Source organism: Brevibacillus sp. HB1.1, from assembly GCF_013332445.1.
In the GTDB taxonomy this organism is placed as follows: Bacteria; Bacillota; Bacilli; order Brevibacillales; family Brevibacillaceae; genus Brevibacillus; species Brevibacillus porteri.
On the sequence record NZ_JABMIV010000003.1, the window covers coordinates 92,177 to 108,697 of the forward strand.

Here is a 16,521-nt window from a genome sequence, read left to right on the forward strand (position 1 = left end):
GTTAGCATTCACTTTTATTTATTCAAATCCTTGAATTAAATAACTTAATTTTCCAAAAGTTATAGAATCTATTTACCGAAGATAGTGAATGTAGTATAAATGTTTATGGTAATATATGTAATATTTACCAAAAATATTTATTGAAGGGGGCGGAAGGTTGATTGCTACAATATGTAGTATCAACTGAATTTATGTTTAAGAATCAAAGGTGGATAACGGTGTTTATGGTCATCGCATTGTTATTTGGAAATGCTAGTGGTATTTTTGCAAAAACGAGCGATGAGAATGACGGCTATATTCAGCGAAATGAAATTGAACAGTATATAAACATGTTGTCAGAAGAGGGTACAGATAATTCCAAAAAATTGAGTGCTGAGTTAGATAAGTACTTGGAAAATAACGAATATTACTTGTTCGAAGAAAATTGCTTTAATTGTTGATGAGTATGCAGATAATACAACGCAGTCTGAGAACAACGATAATAATATGCCGGTAATAGATAAAGAAGCCTTACAGAGGGACTTTGAGCGAATAGATGCGCTTGCTAAAGAATATTATGATTACTATCAGATCCACAATGAATTCCCAGAAGAGGTGGAGATCAGAAGTATAACGACGAGCCACGCTCTAACAGTATTAGAAGATATAGGGATTAAAATAACTGAGAAACAGTTACTTAAACGCTTAGCAGCATTGGGGGTTATTGCTGCGATTGATGGCCCAATACCTGTTGGGGATTTTATAGCTCTTGTTACAGGAGCGGTAATAACAGGTGAATTTGTAGGCGATTATGTTGCAAACCAGGGTGCCCTTGCTAAGGAAATAGGGGAATATTTTGGCAGGTCCTTTATTAAATTTGTGACTAAAAGTGTTACAATGAGTGAAGAAGTTGAATATCAAATTAAAAAGAAAAAAGTAAAACATTTCAAGGCTTATTTAAACTCAGACGGTGGAATAATAATTTCTGAACCTTTAACTCTCAGTCAGGCTCAATTAGAAGCAAGAAGGGGAGGGGAAACCTTCAGTGTTAGCAAAAATTATGCAGAAAAAGTTGTAACACAGGAGAACTATAAATTTGAATACGAAGATCCCCATTATTTTGATAGGCATGGTAGATTGATGGTAGCTAATCTTCCTCATTTCCATTTAACAAAGAAGGTTAGTGGACAGTGGGTAAGATTAGACGGACATCATTTCTTCCCTTGGTAAAAATATAGGTTAACTGATTCGGCGTAACATTATTTTCTGTTACGCCCTTTCTTGATATGATTGCTGAAAAATAAGGAGATACCATGCGACTAAAGGTTGTTGACGTTGAAGCATTTTTTATAGTTGGTATTGAAGTGGATTGTTACTATGATCGGGACGAGTTCTTGCAAGCGCCAGATTCCAGATTGTGTGAAATTAATAATGTCGTCGACAGTCATTTATACTATGAAGTTTGGAATTCGATTTCGGAAAAGAAAATGATAGGTAGACGAGTAAGTATCATCACTCATGTTCCTGACGGGTGTGTCGTGGTGACCATTCCCACTGGTCCCTTTGCAATGATCCATAAGAGCCAAACCAATAATGAACACGATCTGTTTGCAATGACGAATTATGAGGATATCGAAAAGATTGAATTTAGAACTCTCATGCTAAAAGACGAGACGGCAACTGTTGTGCACATGTATCGTCCAGTTGAGTATAGAGAAGATGTATTGAACATTCGTAACATACCTGTCCTTTCTAAAGAAGTGTCAATCCAATTGAGAGAGCAATACATTCATACATTTTTTAACGTCAAGGGTGATTGTGTAAGGGAGTTTTTTTACAAACGGTACGTAAAACTAGACAAAGGCTATTTATGGGGATTTATCCAGGGAGACAGAACCACAGGGTTAACAGTTTCAGAAGCGATGGATTATCTTCATGACAAAGAAGAAGTATTATTTTTCTGGGATTCTGTTAGTTCGATTGGAAGAGACTTCACTCGAAATAAAGTATTCAGGCTGAGTACCAAGCGATTATTACAATCATACACCCGCTTTACTTTTGATCTGTATATCTTTGACTCTACATTGACCTGGACGATTATTTTTCATCATGAGCCGGATGCAGAAGGTTACAAATGTTGTTTGGTTACTAGTCCATAGGTGTTATAACGAAGTAGCTGTTCCCCATGAAGAAATTTGTTCATAGGGAGCAGCTTTTTTATGGGGAAAATAGGTTGTTTCAACTACACACCAACGTTTTCACTCGTCAGCGCCGCCTTTTTCGCCTTGGCAGCAGCCAGCTGCGAAAGGAAATAAACGATGAGGAACAACAGCAAGCACGCTGCCGACCAGCGGTACATGACAGAGTAGCTCGAATGTGTCGCAATGACACCGAGGAGCACAGAGCCGACCGCGATACCCAGATCGATGGAATTAAAGAACAGTCCATTCGCCATGCCGCGTTGCTCAGGTGTGACGACCTTCACCATCCACGCCTGGATAGATGGCTGAATCATGCCATAGCCAAGCCCGTAGAAGGCAGCAGAGACGAGAAGCAAGGACTCTGTCGTTGTTAGGGACAGGAGCAAAAGGCTGACCCCGACGAAAATCGCACCAGGAGGCAGGACAGCAATGTGCCCTTTGCGATCATACAGCTTGCCGGAAAAAGGACGAATCAACACCATCGCCAGTGCATTCGTAAGGAAAAACCAGCCAACATTCTCAATGTGGGCTTCTTTTCCATACAAGGCCAAAAAGCTGAGAATCCCGCCATACGTAATGGATAGACAAAAATTCAATCCAGCTGGAAGCAGCAGCTTTTTATCATAGAACCGGCGAATGCCTGTGACGGATGGCGTGTTTTCGGTCGACACAGGAAGTCGATTATACGCACGAATGAAATGCATCAACGGAAAAATAATAGAAACGAGTAGCACGAGAACCATGAGCATCCAGCCAAACCCAAACGAGTTCAACAGTCCAAGTCCAATCATCGGGCCGAGCGCCATAGCCAAGCTGGTCGATAAGCCGAAATACCCCATGCCTTCGCCGATCCGTTTGGCAGGAATCACATTGGAGACAATCGTTGGAAAGGTCGTGCTGCCCATCCCAAAGCCGATGCCGACCAAGATTCGCAACAGAAGAAAGAAAATAATGCTTCCCGCCCAGTAATAGCCTGCGCTAAAAATCGCGACGAATCCAAGTGCTACGATCGCCAAGATCTTACTGTTTTTCGTTTTCAATGCTTCCCCAGTAAACACCCTTGCGACCACTGCTGAAAGTGAAAACAAGCTAATGACCAGGCTGACGACAAAATCATTGGCCTGATACGCTTCCTTCACATAGGCAGGGAATGTTGGGGTCTGCATTTGAACAGTGAGAAACAACATCAAATTACACACCGTTAACAGGACAAAATCTCTCGTCCACAGTCTCTCTCTACTCTCTCCCAATGCTGTCACTCCTAGTCTGTCGTTTTTCTATTGATGTTCTCGTTAATCTCCAGCAAGATTTCCCGCAAGAAGGCCAGCTTTTCAGGAGAGATCCCTTCCAAAATGTCTGCAACGGCATGAGCCTCTACGGGAATCGCCTGCTCAATCCATTCCCGTCCTTTCGGGGAAAGGGTAATGATGTAGGCACGGCGGTCTTGTTCGCTCAATGTCTTTTCGATAAAGCCTTTTTTGGCGAGTGTGTCTAAAATGCGTGTCATGGAAGGCTGATCCTTGGCCGAGCGCTGGGCCAGCTCTTTTTGATTGATGCCCTCTTCTTCTCGTAACCGATAAAGGACGGCAAACTGCTCCGTGGTCAAATCAAACTCCTTTAAAAAAAGAGAGACATAATGAATCATTCTCCGGTATGTATTTCCAATGAGAAATCCAACCGGTTCTTTTTGCCAATGATCGATCAGGGGAATGACCCTCTTTCGTTCAAAAATACTTGCAATGACAATTATATGTATAACAAGTAATTGTGTAAATGGAAAAAACCGCCCGATGACAGGCGGTTGGTTGCTTCTCCTTTACTGACGATACCTTCCTTTTCTTCTCGACGTTCGAAAGAAGTAATATCCCATCACGCCGATGACGCCAATGATCATGGCAATGACAAAGAAGTTATGCGACATCCATTCATACATCTGGGAGCCGACAAGCATATGCAGTGCCTCCTCTCCTTATGTGTACGTGGGGTAGCGATTGCTGCTGTTGTTATTATCTTGGGAACGAAATGAAATGAACTCTCTTGCCGCCTTTTCGAGAAGTTGATCCTCGGGAGTAAGCTGCGCGTTTTGCTGATTGTCGATAGGTTGTTTTTCCTGGTTCGCTGATGATTGTGGGCTTGCAGAATACTGTATGTTTGCCTTATTCGTTGTCGCTGAAGTGTTGCTCGCATCATCTTGGCTATTGTTCGAGTCTTTGATGGGCGCAATATTCATGGAGCGCGTGAACTGATTGACCGCCATCTGCACGCCTTTTTTCTTGAGCTGATCCATCATGCCCTGCATGCCATTCCCTTTTGTCGTATTGATGCCCATCGCTGCGTACATCGGACAAAAGCGCGTAGCCCCTTCTGCTACTTTCATTGCTGAAAATGCCATGAGCAGCCATGGAGCATTGTATGGGCGGCGACTCATTCTTCCGATGCCGTATGCCAAGCCTAACAGACCGCCAGTCATACGAATCATGGCATCCGTTCTACCTACGTTTTTATGCATGAGAGTTGTCCTCCTGTCGCAATGACTTCTATTCGATAGTCTGCGATGAAGGACGACAAGACACCCGTGGGAATTGTTACTACCATCACCAAGCTTGCAGGGGAATGATTTATGGGCGGCGAAGCTGTAAAGAGCAATGAATGATCGTTCATTTTTTGAAAACATCGGCAGACCAGCAAGGAGAGAAGAAATGATGCGCGTACGAGCCATATCAGATCGTGATTACTTGAACATGATTCGCGTGAGCAGACGTCAGGCACCGGCAAGCCTCTGGATAAAGGGTGCAAGAGTTCTCAATGTGTACACAAAAGAATGGCAAGAGCATCACGTCGTAGTGGCAGGAGAACGTATTGCTTATGTAGGAGAAAAAGAGCCATTGATCGATGACCAGACCGTGATCATGGAGGCGGCTGGGCAGTATCTCGTGCCAGGATACATTGAGCCACACGCGCATCCGTTTCAATGGTATAACCCTTACACGTTGGCTGACTTTGCACTGCAAACGGGAACGACTGGAATGGTGTCGGACTCACTGATGCTCATGCATCTTCCTTTTTCGCAAACGGCAGCGATCATGGATTCTCTGGCAGCTCATCCGGTGAAGCAATTTTTCTGGGGCAGACTCGATCCGCAGACAGGGAGGGCCCATCCGGCGTTCACCAAGGAAAGCTTGGCGCGAATGTTGGAGCATCCAAGAGTGATCCAGGGTGGGGAGTTGACGAATTGGGGCGGGGTTTTACAAGAGGATGAGACGCTGCTTTTTGGTTTGAAGCATGCGCGGGATTTAGGCAAAAGGATGGAAGGGCATCATCCGGGAGCTTCTTACGAGACCTTGAACATTGCCGCAGCAGCTGGCGTAACAGCTTGTCATGAAGCCATCCATGCAGCAGATTTGTTGTCGCGCATCCGTTTAGGCATGTATGCGACACTGCGCCATTCCTCCATTCGCCCTGATCTGCCGGAGCTGGTGAAAGGGTGGCTTGCGTTGGGGGTGCCGTGGTCATCACGGATGATGCTGACATCGGATGGAAGTACGCCGCCGATGCATCGTGACGGGTTCATGAATAGTACGATCCGTGTGGCCATCGAAGCGGGGATGCCACCAGAGGAAGCGTATGCCATGGCGACGCTGAACCCGGCTGTCTATTACGGGCTGGACGCTGAGGTCGGCGGAATTGCGCCAGGCCGAATCGCGGATATGCTGTTGTTGACTGCAAAGGATCAACCGACACCATCCATCGTGATTGCAAATGGACGACTGGCAGCAGAAAATGGAAACTTGCTTGTTCCAACGGTTCAGCCACAATGGGATGAAGCTTCGTTGGGATTGCAAGATCCCTTGGCGAAGAGAGCCAATCCAGAATGGTTCCGTCTACGGCCAGATGAAGACAGGAAGGCCCCGGTCTTGGAAATGCTGAATGCCGTTATCACGCGGTTGTCGCTAGAGGACATGCCCGTCGATAAGGATGGTTATGTAACTTTGCAGCATGATCCGCAGTTGGCGCTGATCGCCATCATCGATGCGACTGGCGGCAAGCGAACATTGGCAGTGCTTCGTGGCTTCGGTGAGCAGCTTGAAGGGCTGGCCAGCACCTATTCCGCGTCTGGCGATTGGATCGTAATCGGACGCAATCCCCAAGCGATGGCGCAAGCATTGGAGCGTATTCGGGAAATAAAAGGCGGAGTCGTCCTGATCGATGAAGGAAAAATGATATGCGAATGCCCATTGCCTCTTGCTGGAAAATACACGTCTGCGCCGATGGACGAAGTGATCAGCATGGGTGAAAATTTGGTAAATCAGCTCCGTGTCAAAGGCCATGTCCATCTCGATCCAATTTATTCAATTCTGTTTTTTACCGCTACTCACTTGCCATATGCGCGTCTGACGGCAGATGGCATTGTCGACATTAAGAGTGGGCAAATTGTCGTTCCGGCACTCCCTTTACCTTGAGGGAGTATTTTTTTGGGTTTTTTTGTTTGTACATCAATGATATATGTACATAAAAAATATTTTACTTCTTGTAAATTATCAGATTTATTTTAAAATAAAAGCAACCAAGCCTCATCTATCTTTATCCCCGAAGAGTCATCATTTTTGAAAGTCGCAACCTGGCTAACGAGGTAGATGGACTGGGTAACAAGAACAAAGAATGATAAAAGGGGGATTCATTCTGAATGAAAAAGCGTTCTTATGTCGGGGTTTTATCTGCGGTATTGGCGGCGAGTATGGCATTAACAGGTTGCGCAGGAAACAGTAATTCAAGCGGCGGAAGTAACGCAAGCGGGGGGCAAAGTCAATCAACTCCAGGCAACAGCGGTGGCGGAACGACAGAGGGTGGTCTCATCAAAATTGCCACACAATCCCCTCTGTCTGGGAGCAATTCCGCTGTCGGAGATGCGATTAAGACTGGCGCGGGTTATGCTCTCGAAAAGCGCAAGGAAGAGTTTAAAGCACTTGGCTTTGATCTCCAGCTTTTCCCTCAGGATGATCAAGGCGACCCGAAAATTGGGGTATCCAATGCGGAGATGCTTATCTCTGATCCCGATGTGTACGGTGTAGTTGGGCACTATAACACAGGTGTTGCGATTCCATCGTCTGTGAAGTACGAGGAAGGCAAGCTGACCATGGTATCCCCAGCCAATACAGGGGTGAAGCTCACGGAGGAAGGCAAGAAAACTGTCCATCGAATTTGTGCTCGCGATGACGCACAAGGACCAAAGGCTGCTCTTTATGCAAAAAATACACTTGGTGTAAAAACGGCCTATATTATCCATGATAAGACAGCATACGGCCAAGGTCTGAGCGATCAAGTGAAGATGCAATTCGAAAAGGACGGAGTCCAAATCCTTGGCTTTGAGGGCATTACTCAGGGCGAAAAGGACTACAGCGCGGTACTTAACCAGGTAACGGTGAAAAAACCGGACATCATCTTCTTCGGCGGTCTTTATCCAGAAGGTGGAATTATGGTCAAGCAAGCTCGTGAAAAAGGATTTAAGGGTTATTTTATGGGTGGCGACGGCTTGGATTCTTCTGATATGATAAAAATAGCCGGTGATGCTGTCGAAGGTGTAGTCTTTACGTCAGTAGCAGGGGACGTAACGCAAACCGAAGAGGGCAAGAAATGGGCTGAAGAGTACAAAAAAGCCACAAACAAGCCTCTGGAAACCTATTCCGTCTACGGTTTTGACTCCATGAACGTCATCCTCAATGGTGTTTTGGAAGCGACCAAAGCGAACGGAGGCAAAAAACCAACCCGCGAGCAAGTCCTCGATGCAGTACACAAAACCAAAGATTTTCAGGGTCAATTCACCAAGGTTACCTTTGATGAAAAAGGTGACAACACAAATGCAGATGTATTCATTTATAAGTTCGACAAGGACAAATCCATTTTCGTAGGCAAGGCCGAGTAATCACACCACACAACGCGCACACACTCCCATGCCTCATATCAGGATAGGGGGCTGCACGCCGGTGTTGGCCCCTTTTCCACGAGAAAACAAGTCCAGTCAACGGAATGGATGCAGAAAATTTGTACAAGTCTACAAGAGAAATGAGGGATGGGAAAGCATGATCAATATTTTGCCGCAGGTGTTGGTTGACGGATTGACACTTGGATTTATGTACGCAGTGGTGGCTTTAGGCTACACAATGGTTTACGGGATTTTGGAAATTATCAACTTTGCCCATGGAGACATTTTCATGGTCGGAGCCTTTATTGGTACAGAGGTATTATTGATCTCTGATGCGCTAGGGGCACTTGAAGGTATGAATCCATTTGTCGCACTTTTCATAACACTCATAATTGCCATGGTATTAACTGGTGCTTTGGGGGTAGGAATTGAGAGGATTGCCTATCGACCATTGCGCGGAGCACCTCGTCTTGTGCCGTTGATTTCGGCGATTGGCGTATCGTTTTTGCTGCAAGACCTCGTACGTTTTACAGAAGCACTGGCTCGTAATGAGTTTTATCTGAACAGTCCCGCTCTTTTTACAGGTTCGATTCCATTAGGAAGTATTGCTACGATTCCAACAAAAGGATTGATCGTAATTGTAATTGCGATCGTCATGATGATTGCGTTGACGTTATTTGTGAATAAAACAAAATGGGGAATCGCCATGCGCGCCGTCGCACAAGATCAGAGTACGGCTTCGCTGATGACCATAAATGTAAACAAAGTAATCATGCTTACGTTTTTGATTGGCTCCAGCCTGGGTGGCGCTACAGGTGTTCTGTTTGCGCAAAACTACGGGACGATCGATCCGTATATCGGTTTTATTCTTGGATTAAAAGCATTTACAGCTGCCGTTCTCGGCGGGATTGGGAACCTGCGTGGTGCGATGATCGGTGGCGTACTCCTCGGTCTTCTGGAATCCCTGTCCGGTGCCTTTATGGGGCCGTTGACCAACGGAGCCTTTGGTGCAGAGTACAAAGACGTGTTCGCGTTCAGTATTTTAATTCTCGTGCTTCTCTTCAAGCCGGAAGGACTGTTTGGCGAAGCTGTAAAAGAGAAAGTGTAGGTGAAATAAATGGCAAATCTCGCTTGGAAATCGTTTAAAGGCATTCCGCTGGTATTCACGTTGATTTGGATTGTAGCTTTTTCTGCCGCGTTGTACCTTATGGATAAATCGGTCATTGCGTTTCTCGGTATTCTTTCTTCCATTGTGCTTGTCTATTACACCAATACCTCAAAGACGATCAAGATGGTGATTGGCGCTATCGTTCTCCTCCTGATCATTCCGTTGGTAGCCGGTGAAAACCGTTACTACATGGAGGTAGCATCACAGGTAGGCATTTACGTAGCGATGGCTTTGGGCCTGAATATCGTAGTAGGCTTTGCTGGTCTGCTTGACTTGGGTTACGTCGCGTTTTTTGCTGCTGGGGCTTATGCGTACGCGATTTTCTCGACTTCGCAAGCGAATGAGTTTATTGCAGGGAACCTGTTCCCGCTATCCGGTGAGTGGTTTTGGCCATTTCTCATAGTCGGCTTGATTGTGGCTGCTGTTTTCGGAATATTGCTAGGATTGCCAGTTCTCAGAGTAAAAGGAGATTACCTCGCGATCGTGACCTTGGGCTTCGGTGAAATCATTCGCATTGTTTTCAACAACCTGGATAAGCCCATCAACATCACCAACGGTCCGCAGGGAATCACGCCGATTCCGTCTCCAGAGTTGTTTGGGATCAAAATGGGGACACCGTTTTACTTTTACTTCATCGTGTTGTTTGTGATTGCCTTTATCGTTTTGGCGAATATACGCTTTGAGCATTCTCGTTTGGGCCGTGCATGGATTGCGGTACGTGAGGATGAGCTGGCTGCCCAGTCTATGGGGATTTCCCTGTTGAATACCAAGCTGGCTGCATTTGCCTTGGGTGCTTCCTTCGCTGGTGTTGTCGGTGTTATCTTTGCGGCCAAGCAGACGTTTATCGATCCGACCTCCTTTACACTGATGGAATCGATCGGGATATTGGTCATGGTCATTCTGGGTGGTAGTGGCAGCATACCAGGGGTTGTGCTTGGTGCCGCTTTTGTCACAATCTTGCAGGTACAGCTGTTAAAAGAATTCTCCAACTTCCTGCACGGTCTGCAAAATGCGGGGATCATCAGTTTGCCTAACCAGCTGGACCCATCCAAGTTCCAGCGACTCATTTTCGGAATTATGCTCATTCTCGTTGCCTTGTATCGCCCTAACGGATTGATTCCGGCCAAACGGAAGAAAAACGATCTCGATGCGATCAAAAATAGCGAGTTTGGCAAAGAAAAGCTGGGGATTCTCGGTAAACTGTCCCAATTGGCTTCTGGAAAACAGTCATAGCGGACGAGGAGGGAAATGGGCATGGCATTGTTAGAGGCAAAAAATTTAACGAAGCGCTTTGGTGGCTTGGTAGCCAATCAAGACGTCTCGATTGGGATCGAAAAAGGTAGCATTACGGCTGTCATCGGACCAAATGGGGCTGGAAAAACGACTTTTTTCAATATGATTACCGGATTTTACGAGCCAGACGAGGGAGAAATCCTGCTGAACGGCAAAAGCATCAAGAAGCTTCGTCCTGATCAGATCGCGAGTCGCGGTATCACCCGTACTTTTCAAAACATTCGTCTGTTCAAAGAAATGACGGCATTGGAAAATGTCATGGTGGGTGTGCATAGCCGCTTATCGGCTGGAATTCTCGGAATCCTGTTCAATTCCAAACGGGTACGCCAAGAGGAAGAGCGGACGCGCGTCGAAGCTTATCAGCTCATGGAGTATGTCGGGATCTCACATATTGCCAATGAAGCAGCAGGGAGTCTGCCTTACGGGTTACAACGAAGATTGGAAATTGCTCGGGCGATGGCGACCAATCCGCAAATCATTTTGCTCGATGAACCGGCGGCAGGGATGAACCCTCGCGAGACGGTTGAGATGACGGATTTTATTCGTCGGCTGAAAAAAGAGCTCGATTTGACGATTATCTTGATCGAGCATGATATGAAGTTGGTCATGGGACTTAGCGAATACATTCACGTGCTGGATTACGGGAGAAAAATTGCAGAAGGAACACCCGAACAAATCCGCAATAACCCTAACGTCATTGAGGCCTATCTCGGAAAAAGTGCGTCGGACGTGTCGTAGAAGGAGGAAAATCGATGGCATTGCTAGAGCTGACTAACGTTCATACGTATTACGGCGGCATCCACGCATTAAAAGGATTGAGCATGACGGTAAACGAGGGCGAAGTGGTGACACTGATTGGTTCCAACGGGGCAGGTAAATCGACCACGTTGAAAACGATATGTGCGCAGACCCGTGCCAAAGAAGGAAAAGTTATCTTTAATGGCAAAGATATTACGCAGATGCGTACCCATGATATTGCCTTAGCAGGAATCGCCCACGTTCCGGAAGGTCGCCGCATTTTTCCTAAGCTGACCGTACGCGAGAATTTGGAGATGGGTGCCTTCAGTGTATCTGATAAAAAGGTGATCGAAGAAGGAATCGAGCGTGCCTTTGCTTACTTTCCACGGCTGAAGGAACGGGTAAATCAAAAAGGTGGCACGATGTCCGGGGGCGAGCAGCAAATGCTGGCGATTGCTCGTGGACTGATGATGAAGCCCAAAATTCTCATGCTCGATGAGCCGTCGATGGGATTGGCGCCGATTCTGGTGGAGCAGATTTTTGACATCGTTACGGAGCTGAACAAGGAAGGCATGACGATTCTCTTGGTCGAGCAAAATGCGAATCAGGCACTGTCTGTCGCGCATCGCGGTTATGTGATTCAGACAGGCGAAATTATTTTGAAAGACGACGCCCAGACATTATTGATGAATCCACAGGTAAGAGAGGCGTATTTGGCGTAATAGAAACGTGAGTACCGATGGGGATTTTTGTCTCCGTCGGTTTTTCATTTCGTCAGCGAGGAGGATGTAGCTTGCTAGATATTAGTCCCCGCTTTGTAGAAGGGAGCGAGCCTCTCTATCTACAGCTTTATCGCTATTTTTGTACAGAAATACAAGGGAGGCGCTTGATCTCCGGGACGCGTCTGCCCTCTGTTCGGGCATTGAGTGGATTTTTGCATGTAAGTAAAACGACAGTCGAAAGCGCGTATCACCAGCTCATGGCAGAAGGCTATATCGAGAGTCGGGAGCGCAGCGGATTTTATGTGGTCGATGTGGACTGGGACGGGCCAATGCCTGTATCCACAGGGAAAGGTCAGCCACCAGTTAAAACGGTTCACGTCCAAACGCCTCCACCTACGACCTCACCAGTCCCGGTTCAATATGATTTTCACCAAGCACGCGTAGATGCCGAGCATTTTCCTTTTGACCGTTGGCGCAAGTACACCAACCAATGCATGCAGGAAGAAAACAAGCATGTACTCTACTACGGTGACCAACAAGGCGAGCCGCAGCTGCGGGAGGAGCTCGCACACTATCTCGGACGTGCTCGAGGTGTACAAGCTACGCCGGAACAAATAGTGATCGGTGCGGGGACGCAAGTGATGATCAGCTTATTGGGGTTCTTATTCGGGACACGAGGACAGGCTGTTGCGATGGAAGAGCCGGGCTATCACGGTGTTCGTGCCGTGTTTTCTCATTTGGGCTATGATGTACGCCCGATCAGGCTGGCGGAGGATGGGATTGATGTGGAAGCGCTCAATGAGAGTGGAGCGCAGCTGGTCTATATCACGCCGTCTCATCAGGACCCGACTGGAATTGTCATGCCGTATGCCAAACGGCTAAAGCTGCTACACTGGGCGAATCAGACAGGGAGCTACATCATGGAGGATGACTACGATGGTGAGTTTCGCTATCATGGCAAGCCAATTCCTTCCCTTCAAGGGCTGGATACGCAGGGACGCGTCATTTATTTGGGGACGTTCTCCAAGGCGTTATTGCCGTCGATTCGGATGAGCTATATGGTTTTGCCACAAACTTTATTGGCGGTGTTTCAGGAGAAATTGGCGGATTTTGACCAGTCGGCATCACGAATTCATCAGGAGACGCTGGCCTTGTTCATGAAAAATGGCGATTGGGAGCGGCATATACGCAAGATGCGGACGCTTTACCGCAAAAAGCATGGGGCGCTGCTTCAGTGCTTGCAGGAACACTTCGGGGCGTACATCCGGATCAAAGGTCAGGATGCCGGGCTGTCCGTAACGGTAGAAGTGAAAAGTGAGAGCACTCCGCAACAGTTGAAGCAAATTGCGGCTGCATCAGGCGTTCGTGTCTATCCAACCGCACATAAATGGGTTCAGCCGCAGGAAAATGGACTTCCGGCTTTTCAGTTCGGCTTCGGGGGGCAGACCATCGAGGAGATTGAGGGTGGCGTTCGTCTGTTGAAACGTGCATGGGAGCCTTATTTGCACAAGGACATGGGCGAGGAATAGAACAGGGAGAGTCGCGAATCGTGCGCTAATCGATTATTAAACGGCGATCAAACGATCCCGGTTTAACAAAAGAGAAAAAATGAAAAGCAGCATCCCAGAAAGGGAATGCTGCTAATAATTAAGGGACGTACTGTTCTGTAATTTTTGTGATGATTCCATTCGTTACTTCAATGTGGAATGGTAGATGATAAGGAATTCCCTTGGATAACATGAACTTTTTAAAAGTATCGGTGTTTACTGATTCATTCCAATTGAAATTGTCATCTTTTATAGAGTTGGTTTGAAGAGTAAAGGAAGCTTTTGGAGAAACTTCAAACGTTCTAATTTTAGGACTGTTATTACGAATGTAATAGGGCATTGGATAGTCCTCTTTTTCTAATGGATGATCTTGGCGATAAGCTTTTGCTCCTGCCTCACCGAAAAACCATTGAACATAGTCAAGCGAGACGATTAGTTTTCCATTTTTCACTTGTAGCGATTTCACATATGCCATTGATTTTTCAATGGTATTTCCGTGTTTGTCCTTGCTACTTGTTGGAACCATTACTTGGGGAGGAACAGGTGCAGCCATTCCTTGGGGTGAACCTGCATGAGCGTCAGTACCAAACAATGTACAGAATATCAAAGAGGTAAGCAGCAAATATGTTTTTCTCATAACAGGGTGTCACTTCCTTTCTAATTACATGTAATACGATTCATAATTAGTAAGACGAAAAACGAATAAGACCGTTTCGCCTCAAGATGAAAAATTTTACATAATTTTTGTTGGTGATCTGCGCCATTACAATGGGCAAAACAAGCGAGTCAGCACAAAGAGAAACCTCCTGTCATCAGAACAGACTGATGAACAGGAGGTTTTTTCATGGCAGTTCAAGCAGATTTCAAGACATTCGATACCCTAACTGAGCAGACATTGCACGTACCGTCGCTAGCGTTTCTTGTAAAATCTCGTCTTTTTTCGGCATCACGCGGTCAGAGGGACCGATGACACTGACGGATGCAGTTATGTGTCCAGTCGAATCAAAAATCGGGGCAGCGATTCCGGTCACCCCTGTATTACGTCGATTCGAGCTGATTTCATAACCTCTCTCACGGATCGTCACCAAGTCCTCTTTGATTTGCTCGACCGACGTGTACGAATGAGGCGTGTAGCTTTTCAGGGGATGTTCCTGCAATATCTCGTCCTGAAACTCCTCCGGCTGATAGGCGAGCAAAACCCTGGCGGCGGAGGTAGAGTAAAGGGGAAAACGCCGGAAGGATTCTACGGTAAACCGAACAGGGTGAAGTGAATCCTCTTTGGCTACATAAATCGCGTCCTTGGAATCCTGTACACATAAGACCGCCAATTCGTTTGTCCGTGAGACAAGCTGGTCTAAGAACGGTTTGGAAAAATCAACGATATCGTGATTCGTGAGCACCTTAGTGCCCAGCTCCAAAAGCGTGTAGCCAAGCGTATACTGCTTGGTTTTTTCATTTTGGCGGATAAAGCCTTCAGACTCCAGCGTGGACAGGAGCTTGTGAACGGCTCCCTTGGACAGCTGCAGCTTTTTGCTGAGCTCCGTTACTCCGAGTTCCTTTGGCGAATCGAGAAATATTTTTAACAGCCGACAGCCATTTCGAACAGAAGACAATACTTGGTCCATACAAACGTCTCCTTTGCTTACATTAGCCTTATTTTACGTGTAAGAAACAATGCTGACAATCTCGCAATTCGGGCAATGATGATGCTATTACGACTACCTTGAATAGTCTGTATCTTTATGCTAGTATAACATTATCGTTCTCTAATAGGAAACAACGTTCTCTATTCGTGAACAATACAGACAATCGGGGGTCGAACTTACATGAAGAAAAAGGCATTATCCGTCTTGTCCATTTTCGCTTTGACTGGTTCCTTGCTGGCTGGATGTGGCTCATCCGCACCACAAACATCTGCTCCTGCACCGGCTGCTGGCAACAATAGCGGCACCGAAGCACAAGCTCAGCTGGAAGACACTCTGGTAGTAGCAGGAAACGGCGCAACCGTTGAAAAGATGATGAAGGATGAAGTCTTCAAAAAGTTTAACGAGAAATATCCGAATGTAAAGCTGACCTATGTTTCCGGGGTTTCTACGGACATCGTAGCGAAGGTTAAGGCACAAAAAAATGCTCCGCAAATTGACTTGACCATCGTTGAGGGCGGCGAGCAAGAGAAGGGTCGTCAAGAGGGCTTGTGGGAAACCGTATCCGCAACAGATATTCCGAACATGAAAAACGTACCGGAAGATTTGCATGTGACGGAGGATAGCGGTGTAGTCGTAAACTTCACGCCGATGGGGATTTCCTACAATGCGGACCTGGTAAAAGAAAAAGGCTTGCCTGTACCGAAGTCCTGGAATGATCTGGCGAAGCCGGAAGTGAAAGGCTACATCACGATGACAGACGTAGCGAGCAACTTCGGACGCTCTGCGATGATCATGCTGGCGTACGCAAATGGCGGGTCCGAGAAAAATATGGAACAGGGCTTCAAACAAATGGAAACGATTGCAGGATACATGCCGACCTTTGCAAAGAGTGCAGCACAGCTTCAGCAAAATCTGCAAAACAAGAGCGCAGCGTACACCACTTGGACAATGGCGCGTAGCTTAACACAAAAAGAAGCAGGCGTACCATTGGAGTTCGTTTTCCCTGAAGAGGGCGGAAACATCGTACCGAACGTAGCTACGCTGGTAAAAGGTTCGAAGAGTCCAAAAGCCGCTAAAGCATTCGTCGATTTCCTTTTGACAGATGAAATTCAAACGATGTACGCAACGAAGCTGTACTACAATCCGGCAACATCCGTGAAGCTGCCAGACGATGTAGCGAAAACATTGGAATTCGATCGTACAAAGGTAGTCGACTTCGACTATAGCGTAGTGAGCAAGGAAACATCTGCTTGGTTGGATCGCTTTAACAAAGAAATCGCACCTAAAACAGGAAAGTAGGTATTCAC

At 46.5% G+C, this 16,521-nt stretch carries 17 protein-coding genes; 11 read left to right on the top strand and 6 right to left on the bottom strand.

Features of this window, described 5'->3' with window-relative positions; all coding sequences use genetic code 11:
* Positions 1-218: 218 nt before the first annotated feature.
* The 3 genes from HPY27_RS30100 (at position 219) to HPY27_RS10370 (ending at position 2,138) form a co-directional block, all read left to right on the top strand.
* Positions 219-440, top strand: coding sequence for a hypothetical protein (locus tag HPY27_RS30100; protein WP_254612868.1), 222 nt, complete (start codon positions 219-221; stop codon positions 438-440).
* A gap of 46 nt (positions 441-486) precedes the next feature.
* A complete protein-coding gene (locus tag HPY27_RS10365; RefSeq protein ID WP_254612869.1) occupies positions 487-1,209 on the top strand; it encodes a hypothetical protein in 723 nt (240 codons plus the stop codon).
* A gap of 83 nt (positions 1,210-1,292) precedes the next feature.
* Positions 1,293-2,138 carry a hypothetical protein gene (locus HPY27_RS10370; protein ID WP_173622584.1) on the top strand — a complete coding sequence of 282 codons (846 nt, stop codon included), beginning with the start codon at positions 1,293-1,295 and terminating at the stop codon, positions 2,136-2,138.
* 83 nt (positions 2,139-2,221) lie between these two features.
* Here the strand turns inward: HPY27_RS10370 and HPY27_RS10375 are convergent, their stop codons facing one another.
* From HPY27_RS10375 to HPY27_RS10385, 4 genes are all read right to left on the bottom strand, one after another.
* Positions 2,222-3,430 (bottom strand): MFS transporter, encoded by a 1,209-nt coding sequence (locus HPY27_RS10375; RefSeq protein WP_017249721.1) that lies wholly within the window; start codon positions 3,428-3,430, stop codon positions 2,222-2,224.
* An 11-nt stretch (positions 3,431-3,441) separates the two neighbouring features.
* Positions 3,442-3,825: a MarR family winged helix-turn-helix transcriptional regulator gene (locus HPY27_RS10380; protein ID WP_017249722.1), complete on the bottom strand. Its 384-nt coding sequence runs from the start codon at positions 3,823-3,825 to the stop codon at positions 3,442-3,444.
* 171 nt (positions 3,826-3,996) lie between these two features.
* Positions 3,997-4,131: an EYxxD motif small membrane protein gene (locus HPY27_RS30350; RefSeq protein WP_017249723.1), complete on the bottom strand. Its 135-nt coding sequence runs from the start codon at positions 4,129-4,131 to the stop codon at positions 3,997-3,999.
* Positions 4,132-4,149: 18 nt separating this feature from the next.
* Positions 4,150-4,689, bottom strand: coding sequence for a YgaP family membrane protein (locus tag HPY27_RS10385; protein ID WP_173622586.1), 540 nt, complete (start codon positions 4,687-4,689; stop codon positions 4,150-4,152).
* Between the two features lie 193 nt (positions 4,690-4,882).
* Between HPY27_RS10385 and HPY27_RS10390 the strand changes: the two genes are divergently transcribed.
* From HPY27_RS10390 to pdxR, 7 genes are all read left to right on the top strand, one after another.
* Positions 4,883-6,640 carry an adenine deaminase C-terminal domain-containing protein gene (locus HPY27_RS10390; RefSeq protein ID WP_174225124.1) on the top strand — a complete coding sequence of 586 codons (1,758 nt, stop codon included), beginning with the start codon at positions 4,883-4,885 and terminating at the stop codon, positions 6,638-6,640.
* A gap of 224 nt (positions 6,641-6,864) precedes the next feature.
* Positions 6,865-8,100 (top strand): branched-chain amino acid ABC transporter substrate-binding protein, encoded by a 1,236-nt coding sequence (locus HPY27_RS10395; protein ID WP_017249726.1) that lies wholly within the window; start codon positions 6,865-6,867, stop codon positions 8,098-8,100.
* A gap of 61 nt (positions 8,101-8,161) precedes the next feature.
* Positions 8,162-9,208 carry a branched-chain amino acid ABC transporter permease gene (locus HPY27_RS10400; RefSeq protein WP_017249727.1) on the top strand — a complete coding sequence of 349 codons (1,047 nt, stop codon included), beginning with the start codon at positions 8,162-8,164 and terminating at the stop codon, positions 9,206-9,208.
* Between the two features lie 9 nt (positions 9,209-9,217).
* Positions 9,218-10,501, top strand: a complete 1,284-nt coding sequence (locus HPY27_RS10405) for a branched-chain amino acid ABC transporter permease (protein ID WP_106834489.1) — start codon at positions 9,218-9,220, stop codon at positions 10,499-10,501.
* A gap of 21 nt (positions 10,502-10,522) precedes the next feature.
* On the top strand, positions 10,523-11,299 hold the full coding sequence (locus HPY27_RS10410; protein WP_144617864.1) for an ABC transporter ATP-binding protein: 777 nt from the start codon (positions 10,523-10,525) through the stop codon (positions 11,297-11,299).
* Between the two features lie 14 nt (positions 11,300-11,313).
* Entirely contained in the window at positions 11,314-12,021 is a 708-nt protein-coding gene (locus HPY27_RS10415; protein ID WP_069847329.1) for an ABC transporter ATP-binding protein, read from the top strand.
* A 71-nt stretch (positions 12,022-12,092) separates the two neighbouring features.
* Entirely contained in the window at positions 12,093-13,550 is a 1,458-nt protein-coding gene (gene pdxR, locus HPY27_RS10420; protein WP_174224927.1) for a MocR-like pyridoxine biosynthesis transcription factor PdxR, read from the top strand.
* A 118-nt stretch (positions 13,551-13,668) separates the two neighbouring features.
* Here the strand turns inward: pdxR and HPY27_RS10425 are convergent, their stop codons facing one another.
* Entirely contained in the window at positions 13,669-14,205 is a 537-nt protein-coding gene (locus HPY27_RS10425) for a hypothetical protein (RefSeq protein ID WP_174224928.1), read from the bottom strand.
* A gap of 226 nt (positions 14,206-14,431) precedes the next feature.
* Positions 14,432-15,193: an IclR family transcriptional regulator gene (locus HPY27_RS10430; protein WP_017249733.1), complete on the bottom strand. Its 762-nt coding sequence runs from the start codon at positions 15,191-15,193 to the stop codon at positions 14,432-14,434.
* A gap of 201 nt (positions 15,194-15,394) precedes the next feature.
* On the opposite strand from HPY27_RS10430, the gene HPY27_RS10435 reads away from it, so the two are divergent.
* Positions 15,395-16,513: an ABC transporter substrate-binding protein gene (locus HPY27_RS10435; protein WP_017249734.1), complete on the top strand. Its 1,119-nt coding sequence runs from the start codon at positions 15,395-15,397 to the stop codon at positions 16,511-16,513.
* Positions 16,514-16,521 lie beyond the last annotated feature (8 nt).